The 16,661-nt window shown below is 47.2% G+C and carries 21 protein-coding genes; 16 read left to right on the top strand and 5 right to left on the bottom strand.

What is annotated here, in order from left to right:
• Positions 1-233 precede the first annotated feature (233 nt).
• From AACR41_RS01015 to AACR41_RS00985, 7 genes are all read left to right on the top strand, one after another.
• Positions 234-3,368, top strand: coding sequence for an ATP-binding protein (locus tag AACR41_RS01015; protein WP_223209979.1), 3,135 nt, complete (start codon positions 234-236; stop codon positions 3,366-3,368).
• Between the two features lie 122 nt (positions 3,369-3,490).
• Positions 3,491-3,922, top strand: a complete 432-nt coding sequence (locus AACR41_RS01010) for a DUF7680 family protein (RefSeq protein WP_030008205.1) — start codon at positions 3,491-3,493, stop codon at positions 3,920-3,922.
• Positions 3,922-4,203: a hypothetical protein gene (locus tag AACR41_RS01005; protein ID WP_052349735.1), complete on the top strand. Its 282-nt coding sequence runs from the start codon at positions 3,922-3,924 to the stop codon at positions 4,201-4,203. The genes AACR41_RS01010 and AACR41_RS01005 overlap by 1 nt, the downstream gene beginning before the upstream one ends.
• 6 nt (positions 4,204-4,209) lie before the next feature.
• Entirely contained in the window at positions 4,210-4,644 is a 435-nt protein-coding gene (locus tag AACR41_RS01000; RefSeq protein ID WP_052349734.1) for a hypothetical protein, read from the top strand.
• The gene (locus tag AACR41_RS00995; protein ID WP_052349733.1) at positions 4,641-4,964 is read left to right on the top strand and encodes a hypothetical protein; all 324 of its coding nucleotides are present in this window, start codon (positions 4,641-4,643) and stop codon (positions 4,962-4,964) included. Before AACR41_RS01000 ends, AACR41_RS00995 begins: the two co-directional genes overlap by 4 nt.
• A gap of 17 nt (positions 4,965-4,981) precedes the next feature.
• Positions 4,982-5,287, top strand: a complete 306-nt coding sequence (locus AACR41_RS00990) for a DUF433 domain-containing protein (protein WP_030008201.1) — start codon at positions 4,982-4,984, stop codon at positions 5,285-5,287.
• Between the two features lie 149 nt (positions 5,288-5,436).
• The gene (locus AACR41_RS00985) at positions 5,437-5,802 is read left to right on the top strand and encodes an endonuclease domain-containing protein (protein WP_030008200.1); all 366 of its coding nucleotides are present in this window, start codon (positions 5,437-5,439) and stop codon (positions 5,800-5,802) included.
• Here AACR41_RS00985 and AACR41_RS00980 read toward each other — a convergent pair.
• Entirely contained in the window at positions 5,799-5,936 is a 138-nt protein-coding gene (locus AACR41_RS00980; protein WP_161768752.1) for a hypothetical protein, read from the bottom strand. The genes AACR41_RS00985 and AACR41_RS00980 overlap by 4 nt on opposite strands.
• A 145-nt stretch (positions 5,937-6,081) precedes the next feature.
• Here AACR41_RS00980 and AACR41_RS00975 point away from each other — a divergent pair, with 145 nt between their 5' ends.
• From AACR41_RS00975 to AACR41_RS00950, 6 genes are all read left to right on the top strand, one after another.
• Positions 6,082-8,451, top strand: a complete 2,370-nt coding sequence (locus AACR41_RS00975; RefSeq protein WP_084150037.1) for a DUF1156 domain-containing protein — start codon at positions 6,082-6,084, stop codon at positions 8,449-8,451.
• Entirely contained in the window at positions 8,429-9,328 is a 900-nt protein-coding gene (locus AACR41_RS00970; RefSeq protein ID WP_030008198.1) for a hypothetical protein, read from the top strand. The genes AACR41_RS00975 and AACR41_RS00970 overlap by 23 nt, the downstream gene beginning before the upstream one ends.
• 188 nt (positions 9,329-9,516) lie before the next feature.
• Positions 9,517-9,936 carry a XisH family protein gene (locus AACR41_RS00965; protein ID WP_030008197.1) on the top strand — a complete coding sequence of 140 codons (420 nt, stop codon included), beginning with the start codon at positions 9,517-9,519 and terminating at the stop codon, positions 9,934-9,936.
• Positions 9,924-10,259, top strand: a complete 336-nt coding sequence (locus AACR41_RS00960; protein WP_030008196.1) for a XisI protein — start codon at positions 9,924-9,926, stop codon at positions 10,257-10,259. The genes AACR41_RS00965 and AACR41_RS00960 overlap by 13 nt, the downstream gene beginning before the upstream one ends.
• A 45-nt stretch (positions 10,260-10,304) precedes the next feature.
• Positions 10,305-10,565: a hypothetical protein gene (locus AACR41_RS00955; RefSeq protein ID WP_030008195.1), complete on the top strand. Its 261-nt coding sequence runs from the start codon at positions 10,305-10,307 to the stop codon at positions 10,563-10,565.
• A complete protein-coding gene (locus AACR41_RS00950) occupies positions 10,552-10,974 on the top strand; it encodes a type II toxin-antitoxin system VapC family toxin (RefSeq protein WP_030008194.1) in 423 nt (140 codons plus the stop codon). The genes AACR41_RS00955 and AACR41_RS00950 overlap by 14 nt, the downstream gene beginning before the upstream one ends.
• On the opposite strand, the gene vapC is transcribed toward AACR41_RS00950, so the two are convergent.
• Positions 10,975-11,370: a type II toxin-antitoxin system tRNA(fMet)-specific endonuclease VapC gene (gene vapC / locus AACR41_RS00945; protein WP_012308571.1), complete on the bottom strand. Its 396-nt coding sequence runs from the start codon at positions 11,368-11,370 to the stop codon at positions 10,975-10,977.
• Positions 11,371-11,610 (bottom strand): AbrB/MazE/SpoVT family DNA-binding domain-containing protein, encoded by a 240-nt coding sequence (locus tag AACR41_RS00940; RefSeq protein ID WP_030008193.1) that lies wholly within the window; start codon positions 11,608-11,610, stop codon positions 11,371-11,373.
• 37 nt (positions 11,611-11,647) lie between these two features.
• Between AACR41_RS00940 and AACR41_RS00935 the strand changes: the two genes are divergently transcribed.
• The 3 genes from AACR41_RS00935 (at position 11,648) to AACR41_RS16500 (ending at position 15,475) form a co-directional block, all read left to right on the top strand.
• Positions 11,648-14,983 (top strand): helicase-related protein, encoded by a 3,336-nt coding sequence (locus AACR41_RS00935; RefSeq protein ID WP_030008192.1) that lies wholly within the window; start codon positions 11,648-11,650, stop codon positions 14,981-14,983.
• A gap of 164 nt (positions 14,984-15,147) precedes the next feature.
• Complete coding sequence (locus AACR41_RS00930; RefSeq protein WP_030008191.1) at positions 15,148-15,372, top strand: hypothetical protein; 225 nt, start codon at positions 15,148-15,150, stop codon at positions 15,370-15,372.
• The gene (locus tag AACR41_RS16500; protein ID WP_397427768.1) at positions 15,353-15,475 is read left to right on the top strand and encodes a tyrosine-type recombinase/integrase; all 123 of its coding nucleotides are present in this window, start codon (positions 15,353-15,355) and stop codon (positions 15,473-15,475) included. The genes AACR41_RS00930 and AACR41_RS16500 overlap by 20 nt, the downstream gene beginning before the upstream one ends.
• A 77-nt stretch (positions 15,476-15,552) precedes the next feature.
• Here the strand turns inward: AACR41_RS16500 and AACR41_RS00925 are convergent, their stop codons facing one another.
• Both AACR41_RS00925 and AACR41_RS16495 read right to left on the bottom strand, forming a co-directional pair.
• On the bottom strand, positions 15,553-15,942 hold the full coding sequence (locus tag AACR41_RS00925) for a hypothetical protein (RefSeq protein ID WP_052349732.1): 390 nt from the start codon (positions 15,940-15,942) through the stop codon (positions 15,553-15,555).
• Between the two features lie 61 nt (positions 15,943-16,003).
• Positions 16,004-16,588 (bottom strand): HEAT repeat domain-containing protein, encoded by a 585-nt coding sequence (locus tag AACR41_RS16495; protein WP_052349731.1) that lies wholly within the window; start codon positions 16,586-16,588, stop codon positions 16,004-16,006.
• Between the last annotated feature and the right edge of the window lie 73 nt (positions 16,589-16,661).

The following is a 16,661-nucleotide window of genomic DNA, read 5'->3' as shown; positions in this document are numbered from 1 at the left end:
TCAAACACCCGCGACCTTAATTCCCCCAGGCGATCGCCAACGCCCTGACATCGACTTGAAGTAAATTTGGATTGGTTTGAATATTGAACCGGTTGTAGCGGGGGTGTTCAGGCAGGTTTACAATTACAGCAATCTCAAACTCTATAAAGCCACTTCAATCGCTAATGTTGTCATCAGTTTTCAGTACATGTGTTCCTCGCTCTGAGATTGTATCTGGTGATTTATCCTTTGATTTGTTTGCTGCGAAGCTCCGTTTAGTCGTAGAAGGGAAAGCCCCAAGCCTTTATCAAAATCCAAGACAGTTTTTTACTAATACCTTTGTTACTGATGGATTGCGAGAGTTGATTCAAGACGTTTTCGGTCGCCTCACAGGTAAGAATATCGGCGCTCCAGTCGTTCGGTTAGAAACCAGTTTTGGTGGCGGTAAAACCCATGATGAAATTGCCCTCTGGCACATTGCCAAACAAGGGCGATCGCTCCTGGGAGATGATGAGCGGTTTAGTGAAGTATTAGAGTTAATCCCCGAGGGCTCAATCCAAGTGGCGGCTGTAGATGGCCGTGATCTCAGTCCAGAGGAAGGCGTTTACCATCCTGAAACGGGGATCACTACAAAAACCATTTGGGGAGAGATCGCTTATCAAGTTAGGGGTGTTGAAGGATATCAATTGCTTAAAGGATCGGATGAATCCGGCATTAGCCCTGGCACAGCAGTCCTAGAGAGGCTGATCAAGGATAAACCCACCTTGATCATTCTGGATGAAATCGCTCGATACCTCAGCGCCGCGAAGGCGAAACGAGTCGGCGACAGCAACCTCGCTAAACAAGTTGTCGCCTTTTTATTTTCTTTGATGGACTGTGCAGCCTCCTGCAATAACTTAGTATTTGTTTATTCCCTCGCGTCCAGTTCTGATACCTTTGCCGAAGAAACCGCCGATCTGCAGCGGGAGTTACGGAGTGCTTCAGCCCGACAGGAAAGGATTCTCCGGCCCAGTAATGACGTTGAAATTTACAACATCGTTAAACAGCGGATGTTTGACAGCGTCAGTGAGGACGCCACGAAAAAAGCTGCTGATGCTTACTTTGACGCCTATCGGTCTAGCCGCAGTGATCTGCCGGATAGTTGCAAAGACCTCAGCTATCGAGAGGCGATCGCCAATAGTTATCCCTTTCACCCTGAGTTGTTTAATCTTCTAACCCAAAAAATTGCTTCTATCCCAGAATTTCAGCGCACCCGTGGGGCATTACGCTTATTTGCACGACTTGTACAATACCTCTGGCAAAATCAAGCCGAACATATCTGCCTCATTCATCCCCACCATCTGCCCATTGGGATTCATGCGGAGATGACCACAGAACTCACGTCTCGCCTGGATCGCTCCTTGATGGATCTAGCCGTAAAGGCTGATATCTATAACGACACCGGCACTGCCGCCCATGCCCAATTCCAAGACCAAGAATGGCGAGATATGGGTAAGCCCCCTTTCTCCTCTTGGGTCGCTCGAACCATCTTCCTGCATTCCCTCACCCAAGGCATTACGGCGGGTATTCGACGCTCAGAGCTAAATTTATCCTTGCTGACGCCCTATGTGGAAATTGGCTTCGTTGAGCGGGCTGTGAGTAATCTCTTGGCGGTTGCTTGGCATTTAGACTTTGATGCGGTCACCAACATCTATCAGTTTAAGGAAGAGCCATCGATCAACAAGATCATTGCCCAAGAAAAAGAACAGGTAGGTGTGGGAGTCGCAAAAGATGAATTACGGCAGCGGCGAGATAGCATCTTCCAGAGCCGATTTTTTGATTGTGTCGCCGATCCAGAAGGTGCCCATGATGTGGATGACCGCGCCGATAGCATTGCCCTCTGCTTGATTGATTTTAATGAAGCTCGAATTCAGAGTTCAACGGATGCGGCCCCAGCCTTAGTCGAACAAATTTTTGAAAATACCGGGGAGGCCGGAAAATTCCGAATCTTCAAAAATCGCTTACTTTTTCTGGTGGCGAACGACCAAGAGTTAGAACGTGCCCTGAATTTAACGCGGGAGTATCTTGCTGTTAAAACCCTCCGCAGTAGTCCTCGCCGCCTAGAAGAATTATCTGAAACCCAACAAAAAGAGCTCAAAACAAGGGAAGGGGAACTCGATCTCGCCGTGCGAGTCGCCCTGACGAATACTTATCGGCATTTGTTTTACCCCAACCAAGATCCGGTCAAGGCTCCTAGAGGTTTGATGCACTATACTTTACCCTCCCAAGATTCCAGCACTGTGAAGGGGAGAAATAATCAACAGGAGGTTATTCTCAAGGTTCTCAAGGATTGCAGCAAACTGAGGGCTGGTGATGCACCTCCCTTTGCGCCGGCTTACATTCTCCAGAAGGTTTGGCCCGCAGGGATTGATAACTGGACGGCGAAAGCGATGCGGGAAGCCTTTGCGAAAAATATTAACCTCAATATGTTTTTGGAGGGGGAACTCAGCAAGCTACGGGATACGATCCGCGCTGGGGTAGAGCAAGGACAATGGGATCTCAAATTCGGTCAGCAGGTCTTTATCGCCCCCCTAACCCCCCAATCTGGAGGGAATAAATTACCGAATATTGAGTTTTCCGAGCGCCTGGAAATTTACCGTCGGGGGATCCTTCAACCACCGGAACCCAAGGTAATTGAGTTTGATGCTCAGCTCCTACCAGGGGGAGACACAGAAAAAACGGTGCGTTTACGCTGGCGAGCCAAGGGGGCGATCGCCGTTGCGCTGTACAAAGAAAATGAACTCATTCGCAATGATTATCCGCCGTCTGGTGATGCAGAGTTGACGATTACCAAAACGACTGAATTTAGAGTGATAGCGGATTACGGTAACGACGGTACTGGAGAAGAGAGCAAAATCATTAATATTGGCGGTGTTATTCCACAACCACCACCTCCTCCACCTTTACGTCCGACTGAAATTACCAAGGAAGGGACACCGAATAAGGCATTTACGGAATTGTCAGATCAAATTGCTGACACGAAGGTAGCGACTTTTTTGACTCTGGAAATTACGGTGGATACGATCGCCGATTACCGGAAACTCAGCACAGCGATCGCCCTTCTCTCTCGCTATAAACCCCAAATCGAGCAGAGTGTGACCTTGCAGAGTCAGGGTCAATTTACAAGGCTGGAATATCAAGGGGATTTGCGGGGCTACCAAGGGTTCGCCGCACCATTAAATATGCTGTTTAATGGGCCTGAAATTCAGGGAAATGCCATGCTCAAGATTCGTTTAGAGTTTGAGAAGCCTATCCCAGCAACCGGGGGCATCCTAGAGGAAATTAAAGGGGCACTCAGTCGGAATCCGGTGGAACGTCTGGGATTATTTGCAAAGGTTGGTTATGATTAGCCCCCTAGCCCCCATTCTGAAGCCCCCTGACCCCCAATATTGGGGGAGTAAGGTTATCCATCCTACCAGTAGAAAGTCCCCAGAATGGGGATTTAGGGGCTTCAAAGATTTAGGAAATCACAATGCAGGAATTTCAATTACGGGTAGTCCCACTCCAAAATAACGAATTTGCTCTGGAGCTTTTCCAATGTGCCTATAAAAAGGCAGGCGAAAAGAAACGTCCAGCGGCGCAGAAAATTGGTCAGCTCAAGGGTAACCCTCTCATCTTGGCGCGGCAAGCGGTCTATGACTGTCTGAAGCAAAATAATTATGATCCAAAGTCCCTCAGTTACAAGCGGCAGAGTCCCTATGTCCTCAGCGAAACTTCTGGGGTCAATCTCGCGGTACTGTTCCAAGCGCTCAAGCGACTCAGTAAGCCGGAACGGATCGCCAATATTACAGAAGGGGTACGAGCTATGAGTAATGAGGAAGCCCATTACTGGTTTGCCAAGATGAGTAATGGTCATAGGCGATCAGCTCAAAAAGCGATTAGAGTGTTGTTAGATGATAATTAGTGGTTTATCGAGGTGAGGTCATGGCGATCGCCATCAAAGTGAAGGGCAAAATCGAAAATGGTCAGCTTGTACTAGATCAAGATATCGCTCCGTTCCCTTGGGAAGGGGAAGTCGAAGTACAGGTCATGCTCAAAGAACCAACTAGTATCAGTTTTGCTGAAATTGATCCGAGCATCAAAAAATCCCTTGAAGAAGCCGGAATTCATACTCGTGAGCAAATTCTAGAGTTAATTCGTGAGGTAAAGCGGGAAATGGTGATCGAACGCTTTGGGGAATTATAAATAGCAGTGAGGATCTTTTTAGATACCAATGTCTACATTGTTGGTCAACTTGAGCAACATTCACCCGAAAATCGAATTCTGATTTGGCTAGAGCAAAACTCTCGTAATCCTGAGATCCAAGTTGTGATTTCTCAAGAATTAATTGATCAGGTTTTAAGAGTCGGGAAAAGACTAAAAAACAAGGACTGGGCTGCTGGCATTGTGGCAAAGATTTGGCATAATCTTAATCATTTATTCATAGCCGAAACGAATGAAATGCGACAGGAAGCTGCATTACTTTGCACTCAACAGACTATCCCGGCTGAGGATATTTCTATTTATGTCGGGGCGAAGTTTGGAAGGACGGATTATTTTGTGTCAGCCAATCGCCAATTGATTAAAAGTATTGCTGATTTTCAGTGTCTAACTGCTGAGGATTTTGTGACTCGGTTTTTACCATGAAGATTTTTTATGCGTCGGATGCTGAACTGCTCACAGTTTTCTGGGCTGAACCTAGGGAAACTCAAATGGCTGATGAACTGGAGAGTGATGGGATTTTATTAAGGGATGAGGCGACAGGGGAATCTCTAGGGTTAGAGTTTTTCTGTTATCGCAAGGGCGATCGCCGTCTGTTGGAGATCCAGAATGAGGTGCAAGAAGAGTTGTTACCTAGTCGTGAGGCGCGGGTCTGGTTACAAAAAATGGTGGATAACTTGATCGAATCTGCCCAGTTTAACCAAAAGGAAGATTGGGAATTCCATTTCCAGCAACGTTCTGCTTAGTCAGTGGGGAAATCATCATGAATGCAAAATTGGTTGATTTTTTGGTGGGCATGATTAACTCTCTGGATAACGAGGACTACCTACTACTACAGGAAAAACTCAAGGATAAGCTAATCCAAAAAACGGAGGGTATTTGTAGTGGCTACGCCCGGATTCGGCAAACGAGAGTACCCGTTTGGACGGTCATTTCTTTCCTCAATCAAGGGGCAAGTATCGGCGAGATTTTAGAGAATTACCCCATGTTGACTTGGTTGGATGTTACGGCAGCGCAGAGTTATTACCAAGCCCATACTGAGGAAATTAATCAGATTATTTCAGGTTAGTGAAAGCCCCTAAATCCCCATTCTGGGGACTTTCCAGATTTTACTCCCCCGAATCGGGGGGTGGGGGCAAAGAGCGATCGCCTCTAACCCATCTCTCTCTTGTCCCCCCAGAATGGGGGCTAGGGGGCAAAAAACATTAGGACACAGCAATGCCATATCGAAGAATACGCGGCACAACTCCATACATCGAAGCGGCGGCCCGTCGCCTTAGAGTAAATCTTACTCCCGCAGAGGCAAAGCTATGGGAAGCGCTCAGAGGTAAAAAGCTCGATGGCTTTAAATTCCGCTGTCAACATCCTGTTGAACAATTTATCCTTGATTTTTATTGTCCTAGTTGTAAATTAGTCGTAGAAATTGATGGCGAGATTCACCGCGATCGCCAAGAGTATGACCAAGCCCGCACGGAAAAGCTAGAGATACTAGGTTACCGAGTAATTCGCTTCAGTAATGATGAGGTCATGAATCATTTAGATGATGTTTTAGAGCGCATCCGAGCAGAATTAAAACGCCCCTAGCCCCTAAATCCCCGTACCGGGGACTTTCTACTGGTGTGTTGGAGGAGCGATCGCCTTTCCGGTTCCCCCGAATCGGGGGTTAGGGGCAAATTCCCCAGAATGGGGGTCAGGGGGCTACTAAGAGGCAAAGACAAGCCCCTAAATCCCCGTACCGGGGACTTTCTACTGGTGGGATGGGTAATCTTACTCCCCCAATGCTGGGGGTCGGGGGACAAATTCCCCCAGAATGAGGGTTAGGGGGCTATATCATAAAAATACCCGCCGTTAATCCGACACCCTATGACGACTCCCCAACGTAAACAACTCTTTATCGAGAAAATCTTCCCCGTGAATCTCCTCAATCAGCAGGTGTATTTCGAGAATGGGGGCAATCCGTTTAAGGGGTTACATCGTTGGTATTCCCGTAAGCCGCTTTCCTTCAGTCGGGCTTCGGTATTGGGGTCGCTACTGCCTGCGGATGTGACCATGGAGGAGTTTGAATATCTCCTTGGGTTGGAACGGGCGCGAAAGAATGAAAATGAGGTAGAACGGGACGATCGCCACAAGAGAACCCGTCTTTATAAAACGCCACCGTCACCGGAACGGGTGAAGCGGGTACAGGAACTATGCGAACAAGTCTGGGGGGATAAAACTCCGGCGGTGTTGGATGCGTTTGCGGGGGGTGGGTCAATTCCTTTTGAGGCGGCGCGGTATGGGTTGCGGGTGTTTGCGTCTGATCTGAATCCGGTGGCAGTGGTCACAATGAAGGCGGCCATTGAGTTTCCGTTGATGTTTGGGGCGGAGTTGCAGCGGGATATTGATAAATGGGTGCAATGGGTCGGGCAACAGGCGGAGGAACGGTTAAAAGAGTTTTTTCCGAGTAGCCCAGCCCCCCTAGCCCCCCAATCTAGCCCCCCGACCCCCAACATTGGGGGAGAAGCAACGGAGCAAGATGGCAAGTCCCCCAGAATGGGGGATTTAGGGGGCGGGGGCGAAAAGATTCAAAATTATCTCTGGGCGCACACGGTGCAATGTCCTCACTGTCAATCGACTGTGCCCCTGAGTCCGAATTGGTGGCTAAGTAAAACGAGTAACTATGCTGGAGCAGGAAAAGAACGGAAAGTTACAAGTGATTGGTGTGCGGTTAAACCTGTGCCGAATCCCGCAGAAAAACGGGTTGATTTTGCATTGATTAAGGGCAAAAAAGGCAAGGGCAATACCATTCAAACCCCCGACGGTGATTTTGATCCAAATGATTTTTCTACCATGAGCCGAGGGGTTGCCAAGTGTCTTAATTGTGAAGAGATTATTGAAAATGAATTCATCATGCAAGCTGGATGTCAACAAAAAATGGGACATCAGTTATATGCAGTTGCTTTTAAGCGAGGACAAGGAAGTTTAGATTTTAGAACTCCTAATTCTACGGATTTATCTGTAGTAGAAATTGTTGAAGAGGTTATAAGTAAAAAGAAATTTCAAAGACCTGATTTATTTCCCACAGAGGAAGCACCACCAGTTACGAGAGATTCACGGTTAAGGCTCTATGGTATGGAAGATTGGGCTTCTTTATTTAACCCTCGGCAGCTTTTAACGTTGGTGACTTATGTAGAGATTATCAATGAGGCAAAGGAGAAAATCAGAGCAGAGTTAGGAGAGGAAAAAGCAAAGGCGATCGCCACTTACCTCGCTTTAGTTTTAGATCGATGTGTTGACGCTGATTGCCGCTTAGTGATTTATAACGCAGCAAGAGCTTGTATTCAGAAAGCATCTACACAACATGCTTTAAATTTAATGTGGAATTATCCCGAAGTGAATGGAGCGACTGACTTATGGCAAGCGTGTCAAGAAGAAGCAGCGAGGGATTACACAAAAGTTTGTGAATTACTCGGCACAAAAATAAATTCATCTAGCCTCAACCTCGAAACTCACACCGAAAAAACCTTTCACATCGAAAACGCCTCCGCCGATAGCCTCTTTCACCTCCCCGACCAAAGCCTTGATGCCGTCGTCACCGATCCGCCCTATTACAGCACCATCCAATACGCCGAACTCTCCGACTTTTTCTATGTTTGGCAAAAGCGAATTTTAGGCGATATTTTCCCCGAACTCTATTACAGCGAACTCACCGACAAAGACCGCGAAGCCGTCGCCAACCCCTCCCGTTTCCGCAACATGGGAGGCAGCCCTAAAGAACTCGCAGATCAAGACTACGAAGCCAAAATGCAAATGGCATTCAGCGAGTATTACCGCGTGCTGAAAGAAGACGGCGTAATGACCGTGCAATTTAACCACAAAGACAGCGGCGCATGGAACGTCCTCGCCAAATCCCTGATCGATGCCGGATTCGAGATTACCGCCAGTTGGGCCGTCAGCACCGAAAACCCCCAAAACCTCCACCAAGCCCAGAAAAATAGCGTATCCAGTACCGTCCTCTTGGTCTGCCGTAAGCGCCAGATCTGCCCGCCTAGCCCCCCGACCCCCAACATTGGGGAAGAGACTGCCCCCCAGTCCCCACGTTTGGGGAAGCAAGATCAGAAGTCCCCCAGAATAGGGGATTTAGGGGGCACGGATTCAGCGGTAAGTAGCCCCCCTAGCCATGCCCCCCAGCCCCCAACGTTTGGGGGAGCAAGATCAGAAGTCCCCCAGAATGGGGGATTTAGGGGGCAGTAATGGAACCGCTTGGTGGGATGACGTACGCCCCCGGATTTATAACCGCGTCACAGCAGAAGCCCCCAAAGTCGAAGCCTACCTAATGGGCAACTACCAAATCGACTGGCAAGGCAACGCCGACCCCCGCAACGCCCAAACCCGCACCTACGCCAAACCCGCCGGGATCGACCTCGAACTGAGTATGTATGGTTACGCCCTCAACGAATTTTCCAAACACCCCCAAGTCCTCGACAGTTCAGGCATCCCCATCACCCCCGAAGAAGCCTTTGCCGTGGCTAGCGATGCCGTCACCACCTACCGCCTCTCCAAACTCACCGGAGACAACGATTTCAGTTACCTCGACCCCCTCACCCAATGGTATTTACTCGCCTGGGACATCTTCCAAGCCCGTGAATTTCCCTACGACGAAGCCAGAAAATTGGCGATCGCCGTGGGAGGTTTTGACGTTAATGACCTCAAAGGACAACACAAACTCATCACCGCAAAAAGTGGAAAATGTGACCTACTCAAACCCGCCCAACGCCTGAAAAAACGCGCCTTTACCGTCAGTGCGAATGAATTTGCCCTCACCTCCCTGATTGATGGACTCCATGCCGTCATTGCTATTTATCAGGAAGAAAAGGCGATCGAACCCGTGCGCCAATTTCTCAAGAAAACCGAGTTACTTGCCAATGACCAATTCATGAAGGCTTGGGAAGTCGCATTAAAAGCGATCCCTCACATCCGCGACGAGAAAAAACGACTGCCAGAAGAAAAAGCTCTGGCCGATCTGTGGTTAGCGATGGACGAAATTAACGCAAAAGTGCGTTACGTCACCCCAGAGGATGCCGAAGGAACTGGACAGGCAGTGCAGACAGAATTGGATTTAAGCCCCTAAATCCCTATGCTGGGGTTCTCTTTCCGGTTCCCCCATTCTGGGGGCTAGGGGGCGGAAATTGCCCCTAAATCCCCATCCTGGAGACTTCCCAGATTTTACTCCCCCAATGTTGGGGGTCGGGGGGCAGAGTTCCCCCAGTATGGGGGCTAGGGGGCATACACAGTAAAATTAAAAGTAGAATCACGATAATGGCAGCAAAAGACAAATTTCATGAAGCTGTAAAAACAGCACTCATCAAAGAAAACTGGACAATCACCCATGATCCTCTAAACCTAAAATTTGGTGAATATGATCAAGTACAAATCGACCTTGGCGCAGAACAAGTCCTTGGTGCAGAAAAAGATAACCAGAAAATTGCAGTGGAAATCAAGAGCTTTCTGAATGACTCCGCTTTATCAGATTTTCACCTCGCCCTAGGACAATTTCTGAATTATCGATTGGTACTAGAGACGACCGAACCGAATCGGACTTTATTCTTAGCCGTTCCCCTTTATGCCTATCAATCCTTCTTTAAGAGAGACTTACCAAAAGCTGCAATTAAGCAATATCAACTTAATCTAATTGTTTATGACCCAATCAAGGAGATGTTAGTCGAATGGATAAATTAAATCACTATCGTCAAATCGTTCAAGACATGCTCAACGAGAAAGCGAAAATCAAGCCCATTGGTGGCGACATCGAAGTAGAAACCGTTTTCGATGAAAAAAAAGACCGCTATCTCCTAGTCCATCTCGGGTGGAATGATCAACAACGCATCTATTCCTGTGTGCTTCACTTAGAGATTCAAGAGCAAAAAATCTGGATACAAAATAACCAGACTGATCAATCCATTACAGAAGAACTCCTCGAAAAAGGTGTTCCAAAAATCGATATTATTTCAGGCTTACAACCGGCCTATATTCGAGAGCACTTAACCTTAGAAACAGCTTAAATGATTATCAACTGTAAATTATTTACATAGCAAGAGATTAACATCATGGAAGTTAATGCCCAAGTTGATGCCGATATCGCTAACAAAATTAACTTGATCCAACAACAAACACAACAGGATATTTCTGAAATTCTCAAAAAGGCGATCGAGCTTTATTATCAAACCCTGCAAATTCCACAAAAAACACCCCTGCAAATTTTGGAAGAGTCAGGTTTAATCGGTTGTTTTGAAGACGATCCTGATTTGTCAAGTAACTATAAACAAGTTCTAACAGAATCATTGGCAAAAAAATATGATCATCGCTGATACAGGCTTTTTCTATGCCTTAATGAATAGCAAGGATAAATATCATCAAAAATCTGTAGAAGCTGTCAAAATACTTAAATCTACTCTAATCACTACATATCCAGTGATCACAGAAACCTGTCATTTACTGCTACAGCGGCAAGGGACGAAATATCAAACTAAGTTTCTCAAAAGTCTTGATCAAGGTTTTGCTCGAATTTTTCAGTTAGAAACAAAGCACCTCTCCAGAATTATCCAATTGACAGAACAATATGCTGACTTACCGATGGATTTAGCCGATGCCTCTTTAGTCATCTTGGCGGAGGAACTTGGACATGGCAGGATTTTCTCGACTGATCAGCGTGATTTTGGCATTTACCGCTGGAAAAATACCAAACCTTTTCAAAACCTTCTCATTCCGTCTCCCTAATCAAACCCAATTTTTTACTTTTAACCCAGGAACCCGCTCAAACTCCCGCACATTATTCGTCACTAAAACCCGATTCAAACTGAGGCAATGGGCAGCGATTTGAGTATCTAAGATACCGATCGGCGTGCCCTGACGAGTTAAAGTTGCTCGCAGTTCACCATAAATATGACTGGCTTGACGATCCCAGTTAAAGACATCTAAATAAGTAATAAAATCTTCAATAACCTGATAGTTTTTAGCTGGATTCATTGATTTTGCTGCCCCATACTCTAATTCCGCTAGAGTAATAATCGAGATCCCTAATTTGTGGGGCTCAATTTGTTCAAACTTTTCTAAAACTTGAGATGGCTTTTCTTTAATGATGTAAATACAAATATTCGTATCCAACAAAAACATTTAGAATAATTCCTCCCTTTCTTGGGGCGGTTGATCATCCCGTGTTTCCATAAAATCTGGCGTGGCACAAGGAGCATTTTCAAAAAAATCTCGCCATGATCGCTTCTTCGGAGACAAAATTACGCGATCGCCTTCTTTATAAATAAAAACTTCCTTCCCCTCAAACCGAAACTCTTGTGGGAGTCTGACCGCTTGACTATTACCATTCATAAATAATTTAGCTGTTTTTGGTTTAGCCATACTACACTAAGCAAAAGAATATATATCTCTAGTATATATGCCTCTTTCTCTGTCCGACTACCCGTGGAAAATCAGCTACGCCAGTGATAAAGATAACCCGATCGCTGATTTTTATCTTCCTGCCCTCGAACGCTCAATTCAATACGACCGCAAATCGGGATTTTTTGGCAGCGCCATCCTCAGCCACATCGCCAGAGGTCTGGGCACAATGTTGAATCAAGACGGCAAAATGCGCCTAATTCTGGGTTGTCAACTCAATGCTCAAGACGTGACCGCCATCAAAAAAGGCTACGAACTTAGAGAAACCGTTACATCAAGACTCGATGCTCAATTCACTCCCCCGGAAAACTTTGCCCAGCTCCACCACTTTGAAATTCTCAGTTGGCTGATCCAAGCTGGTCGATTGGATATCCGCATTGCTATCCCGCTCAAACAAAATGGCGACCCACAACTGCTCGAAGAGACCCTTGATTTCAACCATATCTTTCATGAAAAGGTTTGTATCTTCACCGATGCCGCAGGGAATCAACTTGCCACCAACGGATCAGCTAATGAATCGATTAGTGGTTGGGAACTCAATACAGAATCCTTTCATGTCTATTGTTCATGGGAAGGACAACGGGATTTAGAGCGAGTACAGGAAGAAATTGTCAGATTTGAGAAGCTCTGGACAAACCAGATGCCACGGGTCAAAAGCTTTGCTATGCCCGATGCCATTCGGGACAAGCTGCTACGTTATTCCCCCACCCAAAAACCCCAATGGAATCCTGCCAAAGACTACGACTATCGTCCCTTACCAAAAACATTCAAACCGCCCCAGAGTCCCAGCGTGAAAGAAGATGGTGATAACTACAATACGAACACGCCCCTAAATCCCCATTCTGGGGACTTAAATACCAGCACACATTCAAATTCCCCCCAAGTTGGGGGGCTAGGGGGGCAATCATCTGGGGACTTTCCGGATTCTTCTTGCTCCCCCGATTCGGGGGCTGGGGGGCAAGAGGCGATAGCCTTTGAACAAGAAATGCTCAAAAAATGGCAAAGCTTACCCACCGATCCGGGTTGCCTGAGCTATTGCCTAGAGTCGATTCCTATCACTCCTTGGCCGCACCAAATCAAAATCCTGCGCCACGTCGTTGAGCGTTTCCCCACTAGCTTTCTGATTGCTGATGAAGTCGGACTCGGTAAAACCATCGAAACAGGTCTCATTCTGCGTTACTTGTTCGTTTCTGGTAAAGCAAAACGAATCTTAGTCCTTGCCCCAGCCAGCGTCCAACCCCAATGGCACAGTGAAATGCGGGAAAAATTTAACCTCCATTTTTGGAGTTATAGCAAAGGACAACTGACCAATCCCGATGGCGAAACCTGTCCTCCCCTCAATAATCCTTGGGATACCCAAGACCTGGTGCTAGCCTCTAGTCACCTCGTTCGCCGCCAAGACCGGATGGAGGAACTGCTCGCCGCCGAACCTTGGGACATAGTGGTAATTGATGAAGCTCACCATGCCCGCCGCAAAGCACCACAAAACAGAAAAGAGACTCCAAACCGTTTACTAGACCTCTTGCAACAACTGCGGGAAAAAACAAAAAGTATGGTGCTTCTTTCTGCCACCCCAATGCAGATCGACCCCATTGAAGTATTTGATTTAATCTCAGTGATTGGTCTAGAAGGTCACTGGAGCTATGGTGATATCTTCTGCGATTACTTTGCCTCCCTCGATAATCAACCCAACGAAAATCTACTGAAATTCTGGCAGCAAATGACGGCGGATTACTTTAAGTATGGAGGTAAATCCTGCCCTCGATTCAGGGCCTATCTCAATCAAGGCGATCGCCTCCTTGCTTCCCGCATTGAGGATTTTTGGAGCGGGAAATATCCCGCCATTAATCTCCGGCAATATTTGAATGACACCCAATTCATGGAACGTTCTAAGGAATATCTCAGCATCCACACTCCTCTCAAGGAAAAGATGTTTCGCCATACCCGCAAAACCCTGCGCGAGTATTACAAACGGGGACTCCTTGAAAAAGATATCCCCCAACGCGATGTCCAAGATCAGGCGATCGCCCTCGAACCCATCAGAGAAGCAGACCTCTATCGTCAAGTGAGTGATTATGTGCGGGATTTTTATCGCCTCGCCCAGAAAGAAAACCGCAAAGCATTAGGGTTTTTGATGACCCTCTATCGCAAACGGCTGACCAGTTCTTTCTATGCCATCCGCGAATCCCTTCAACGTCGCCTAGATGCGCTAATCACTCAGCAAGGTAGTGGCTTGAGCGATGATGATTTACTTGAACTGGAAGACCAAGAGGACGCAATTATTGATGGCCTAGAGAACTTCATGGAGGAAATTCACCCCAAGGAAATCGAATTTCTCGAAGAACTGCTGCACCAATTTGAAAACACGGGGGAAGACACCAAATTCTCCCACCTCCTCACTATTCTGAGACGAGAATTTCAACAGCGAGATAGTGCCATCATCTTCACCCAATACACTGACACCCTAGACTTTCTGCGGGGCGAACTGCGGCATATCTATGGCACCCAGGTTGCCTGTTACTCCGGTCGCGGCGGCGAAAAGCTAATCGATGGCGAATGGCGCACCGTCCCCAAAGAGCAAATCAAGCGGGAATTTAGGGAAAGTCAAATTAAACTTTTGCTCTGTACTGAATCCGCCAGCGAGGGCTTAAACTTGCAAACCTGCGGTGTATTGATTAACTACGATATGCCCTGGAACCCGATGCGCGTTGAGCAGCGAATTGGCCGGATTGATCGCATCGGTCAAACCTTCCCCAAGGTGATCATCCACAACTTCTATTACGACGGCACCGTAGAAGCCAGAGTCTATCAGCGCCTCCGCGATCGCATTCACGCCTTTTCATCGGTCGTCGGCAGCCTACAACCCATCCTGGCAAAAGTCCCTACCCTCATCGAACAAGCGACCATGAGTGCCGACCCCCAAGAGGCAGACGTCCTCTTCTCGGATTTTGACCATGAGTTAGATGCTCCACCACTACAGGTAACCCTCGATGACATGGTACAGATGGATGTAGAGGCTGATATGGCCAGCATTCGTCAACCCCAACCACCCTCTCCTTTATCCTGGCAGGATCTGGAACGCTGGCTCACTACATCCCCTAGCCTCAAACAAGCCGGGATTACTTTTGAAGATAAAGGCACTCCCTCCAGGGACAGCGAAGGTGCGCATCAGTGGTTACTGACTCAAAAGTCAAAAACCGAAACAGTTACATTTGATCCCGCAACCTTTGAAGAATATTCTTCTTCCCTCAGACTAATGAGTATAGGCGAGCCATTGCTCCAGAACTTAATCCAAATTTGCCTGAAAGCTCAAAAAAATAGTCTCAGTATGTAGAAATGACTTATCACTCGTGCTGTATTATCTACGCGTGGTTATTTTGTCATTCAAACCACTGATTTAGTAGATGAGCTAGAGAAAAATTGTTTTTCCTTTAGAAATTGCACAGATCTCAAGGTCTTCTTGTGTCTGTCTGCAACTAAAAAAGAGGAAAAACCAGTATGTCTCTACTAAATCTCCAATTTCGTACCATTGCTGCCCGTCTCCAAGTTTTAGACAATTCACATCCTGATCTCTCTTTTCACAAAGTGAGCGAGCTAGTTGAAACTCATTTCGGCAGAGAATTAGCTCAGGCGATCGCCAAGCGTCAAGATCCTGAAGATCCCCATACTTTTTTTAAAGCTGAGGCATTCTTGTGGGTTTTACTTGGCCTCCAGAGGACATGATACAAGAGCAATTCAGGCCTATCTGGGACACAAGAATATTCAGCATACGGTACGCTATACCGAGCTATCACCGGACCGCTTTAAATCTTTTTGGAATGACTAAAGTTTTTCTGAAATGACTACGCAGCAAGGGTTACAGAGGTTGTGTGGCACTTCGTTGCAGCTTCGCTACCTTTAGGCCTATTTTTGTGATGTACTCCGGCTATCTAGATTAGTTTGAGCATATTGCCGGACAACCCGGTCTGCATCGGTGGTGATCATGGTTTGCAGTACCTCGGTGGGAGTATTAGGATTCTCAGCAACAGCGCGGCGTTCGAGGAAATCAATACTGGTGGCGCAACGCTCTAAGACTTTTATTGGGCAGTGGGGAGAGCGGAGGGCAAAGAGGCGGCGATTACTGGGAATATTTTCCTCAGCTAAAGCGATAAGGTTTTCGGTGATGATTGACTCCTGACACTCAGGTGCAGCAGCAAAACTAGGATTCTTGGCCACTCCTGTGCGTACCTGTGAATCGTCATCATGGGCGAGTTGTTGGAGAAATTCGAAGGGACAGTTCGGGTTGCTAGCCACTTCTCTGTGTACCCATAAACCGTCATCAGAGGCAAGTTGTTGAAGCAGTGCGGGGGGACAGTTAGGAGTTCCTGGCCACTCCTCTGCGTATCTGTGAATAGTCATCATGGGCGAGTTGTTGGAGAAGTTCGGGGGGACAGTTCGGGTTGCTAGCCACTCCTGCGCGTATCATTCCTCTGCGTATTCCCGAATCACCATAGGCAAGTTGTTGGAGAAGTGCGGGGGGACAGTTAGGATTCCAGGCGACTCCTGCACGTACGAACTTATCATCATGGGCGAATTGTTGGAGGAGTTCGAGAGGACAGTTAGGATTCTCAGCCACTCTTGTACGTACGGACTTATCATCATGGGCAAGTTGTTGAAGCAGTGCGGGAGGACAGTTAGGATTCTGAGCTACTTCTGCGCGCACGTTTTCATTTTCATCAGAGGCAAGTTGTTGGAGCAGTGCGGGGGGACAGTTCGGATTTTTAGCCACTTCTCTGCGTATCCATGAATAGTCAGCATGGGCAAGTTGTTGAAGCAGTGCGGGGGGACAGTTAGGATTCTCTGCCACTCCTGTGCGCACGGTTCCATGATCATCAGCAGCAAGTTGTTGAAGCAGTGTGGGGGGACAGTTTTGATGCTTGGCAATTCTGTTGCGTATCATTCCTCTGCGTATTCCCAAATCACCATCGGGCGAGTTGTTGAAGCAGTNCGGGGGGTACAGTTAGGATTCTCTG

Origin of the sequence: Picosynechococcus sp. NKBG042902 (genome assembly GCF_963864045.1) — a bacterium.
Taxonomy (GTDB): domain Bacteria; phylum Cyanobacteriota; class Cyanobacteriia; order Cyanobacteriales; family MRBY01; genus MRBY01.
The sequence above is the reverse complement of the archived record's forward strand: the minus strand, read 5'-3'. Positions and strand labels throughout refer to the sequence as shown.

Bases quoted from the DNA above. Each gene is read 5' to 3' on its own strand.
- AACR41_RS16495 (WP_052349731.1), bottom strand. From the start codon at position 16,588: ATGATACGCAACAGAATTGCCAAGCATCAAAACTGTCCCCCCACACTG.
- AACR41_RS00955 (WP_030008195.1), top strand. From the start codon at position 10,305: ATGGAAGTTAATGCCCAAGTTGATGCCGATATCGCTAACAAAATTAAC.
- AACR41_RS00985 (WP_030008200.1), top strand. From the start codon at position 5,437: ATGCCATATCGAAGAATACGCGGCACAACTCCATACATCGAAGCGGCG.
- AACR41_RS00930 (WP_030008191.1), top strand. From the start codon at position 15,148: ATGTCTCTACTAAATCTCCAATTTCGTACCATTGCTGCCCGTCTCCAA.
- vapC (WP_012308571.1), bottom strand. From the start codon at position 11,370: ATGTTTTTGTTGGATACGAATATTTGTATTTACATCATTAAAGAAAAG.
- AACR41_RS00995 (WP_052349733.1), top strand. From the start codon at position 4,641: ATGAAGATTTTTTATGCGTCGGATGCTGAACTGCTCACAGTTTTCTGG.
- AACR41_RS00990 (WP_030008201.1), top strand. From the start codon at position 4,982: ATGAATGCAAAATTGGTTGATTTTTTGGTGGGCATGATTAACTCTCTG.
- AACR41_RS00950 (WP_030008194.1), top strand. From the start codon at position 10,552: ATGATCATCGCTGATACAGGCTTTTTCTATGCCTTAATGAATAGCAAG.
- AACR41_RS00935 (WP_030008192.1), top strand. From the start codon at position 11,648: ATGCCTCTTTCTCTGTCCGACTACCCGTGGAAAATCAGCTACGCCAGT.
- AACR41_RS00960 (WP_030008196.1), top strand. From the start codon at position 9,924: ATGGATAAATTAAATCACTATCGTCAAATCGTTCAAGACATGCTCAAC.
- AACR41_RS00940 (WP_030008193.1), bottom strand. From the start codon at position 11,610: ATGGCTAAACCAAAAACAGCTAAATTATTTATGAATGGTAATAGTCAA.
- AACR41_RS00970 (WP_030008198.1), top strand. From the start codon at position 8,429: ATGGGGGATTTAGGGGGCAGTAATGGAACCGCTTGGTGGGATGACGTA.
- AACR41_RS00975 (WP_084150037.1), top strand. From the start codon at position 6,082: ATGACGACTCCCCAACGTAAACAACTCTTTATCGAGAAAATCTTCCCC.
- AACR41_RS00965 (WP_030008197.1), top strand. From the start codon at position 9,517: ATGGCAGCAAAAGACAAATTTCATGAAGCTGTAAAAACAGCACTCATC.
- AACR41_RS01010 (WP_030008205.1), top strand. From the start codon at position 3,491: ATGCAGGAATTTCAATTACGGGTAGTCCCACTCCAAAATAACGAATTT.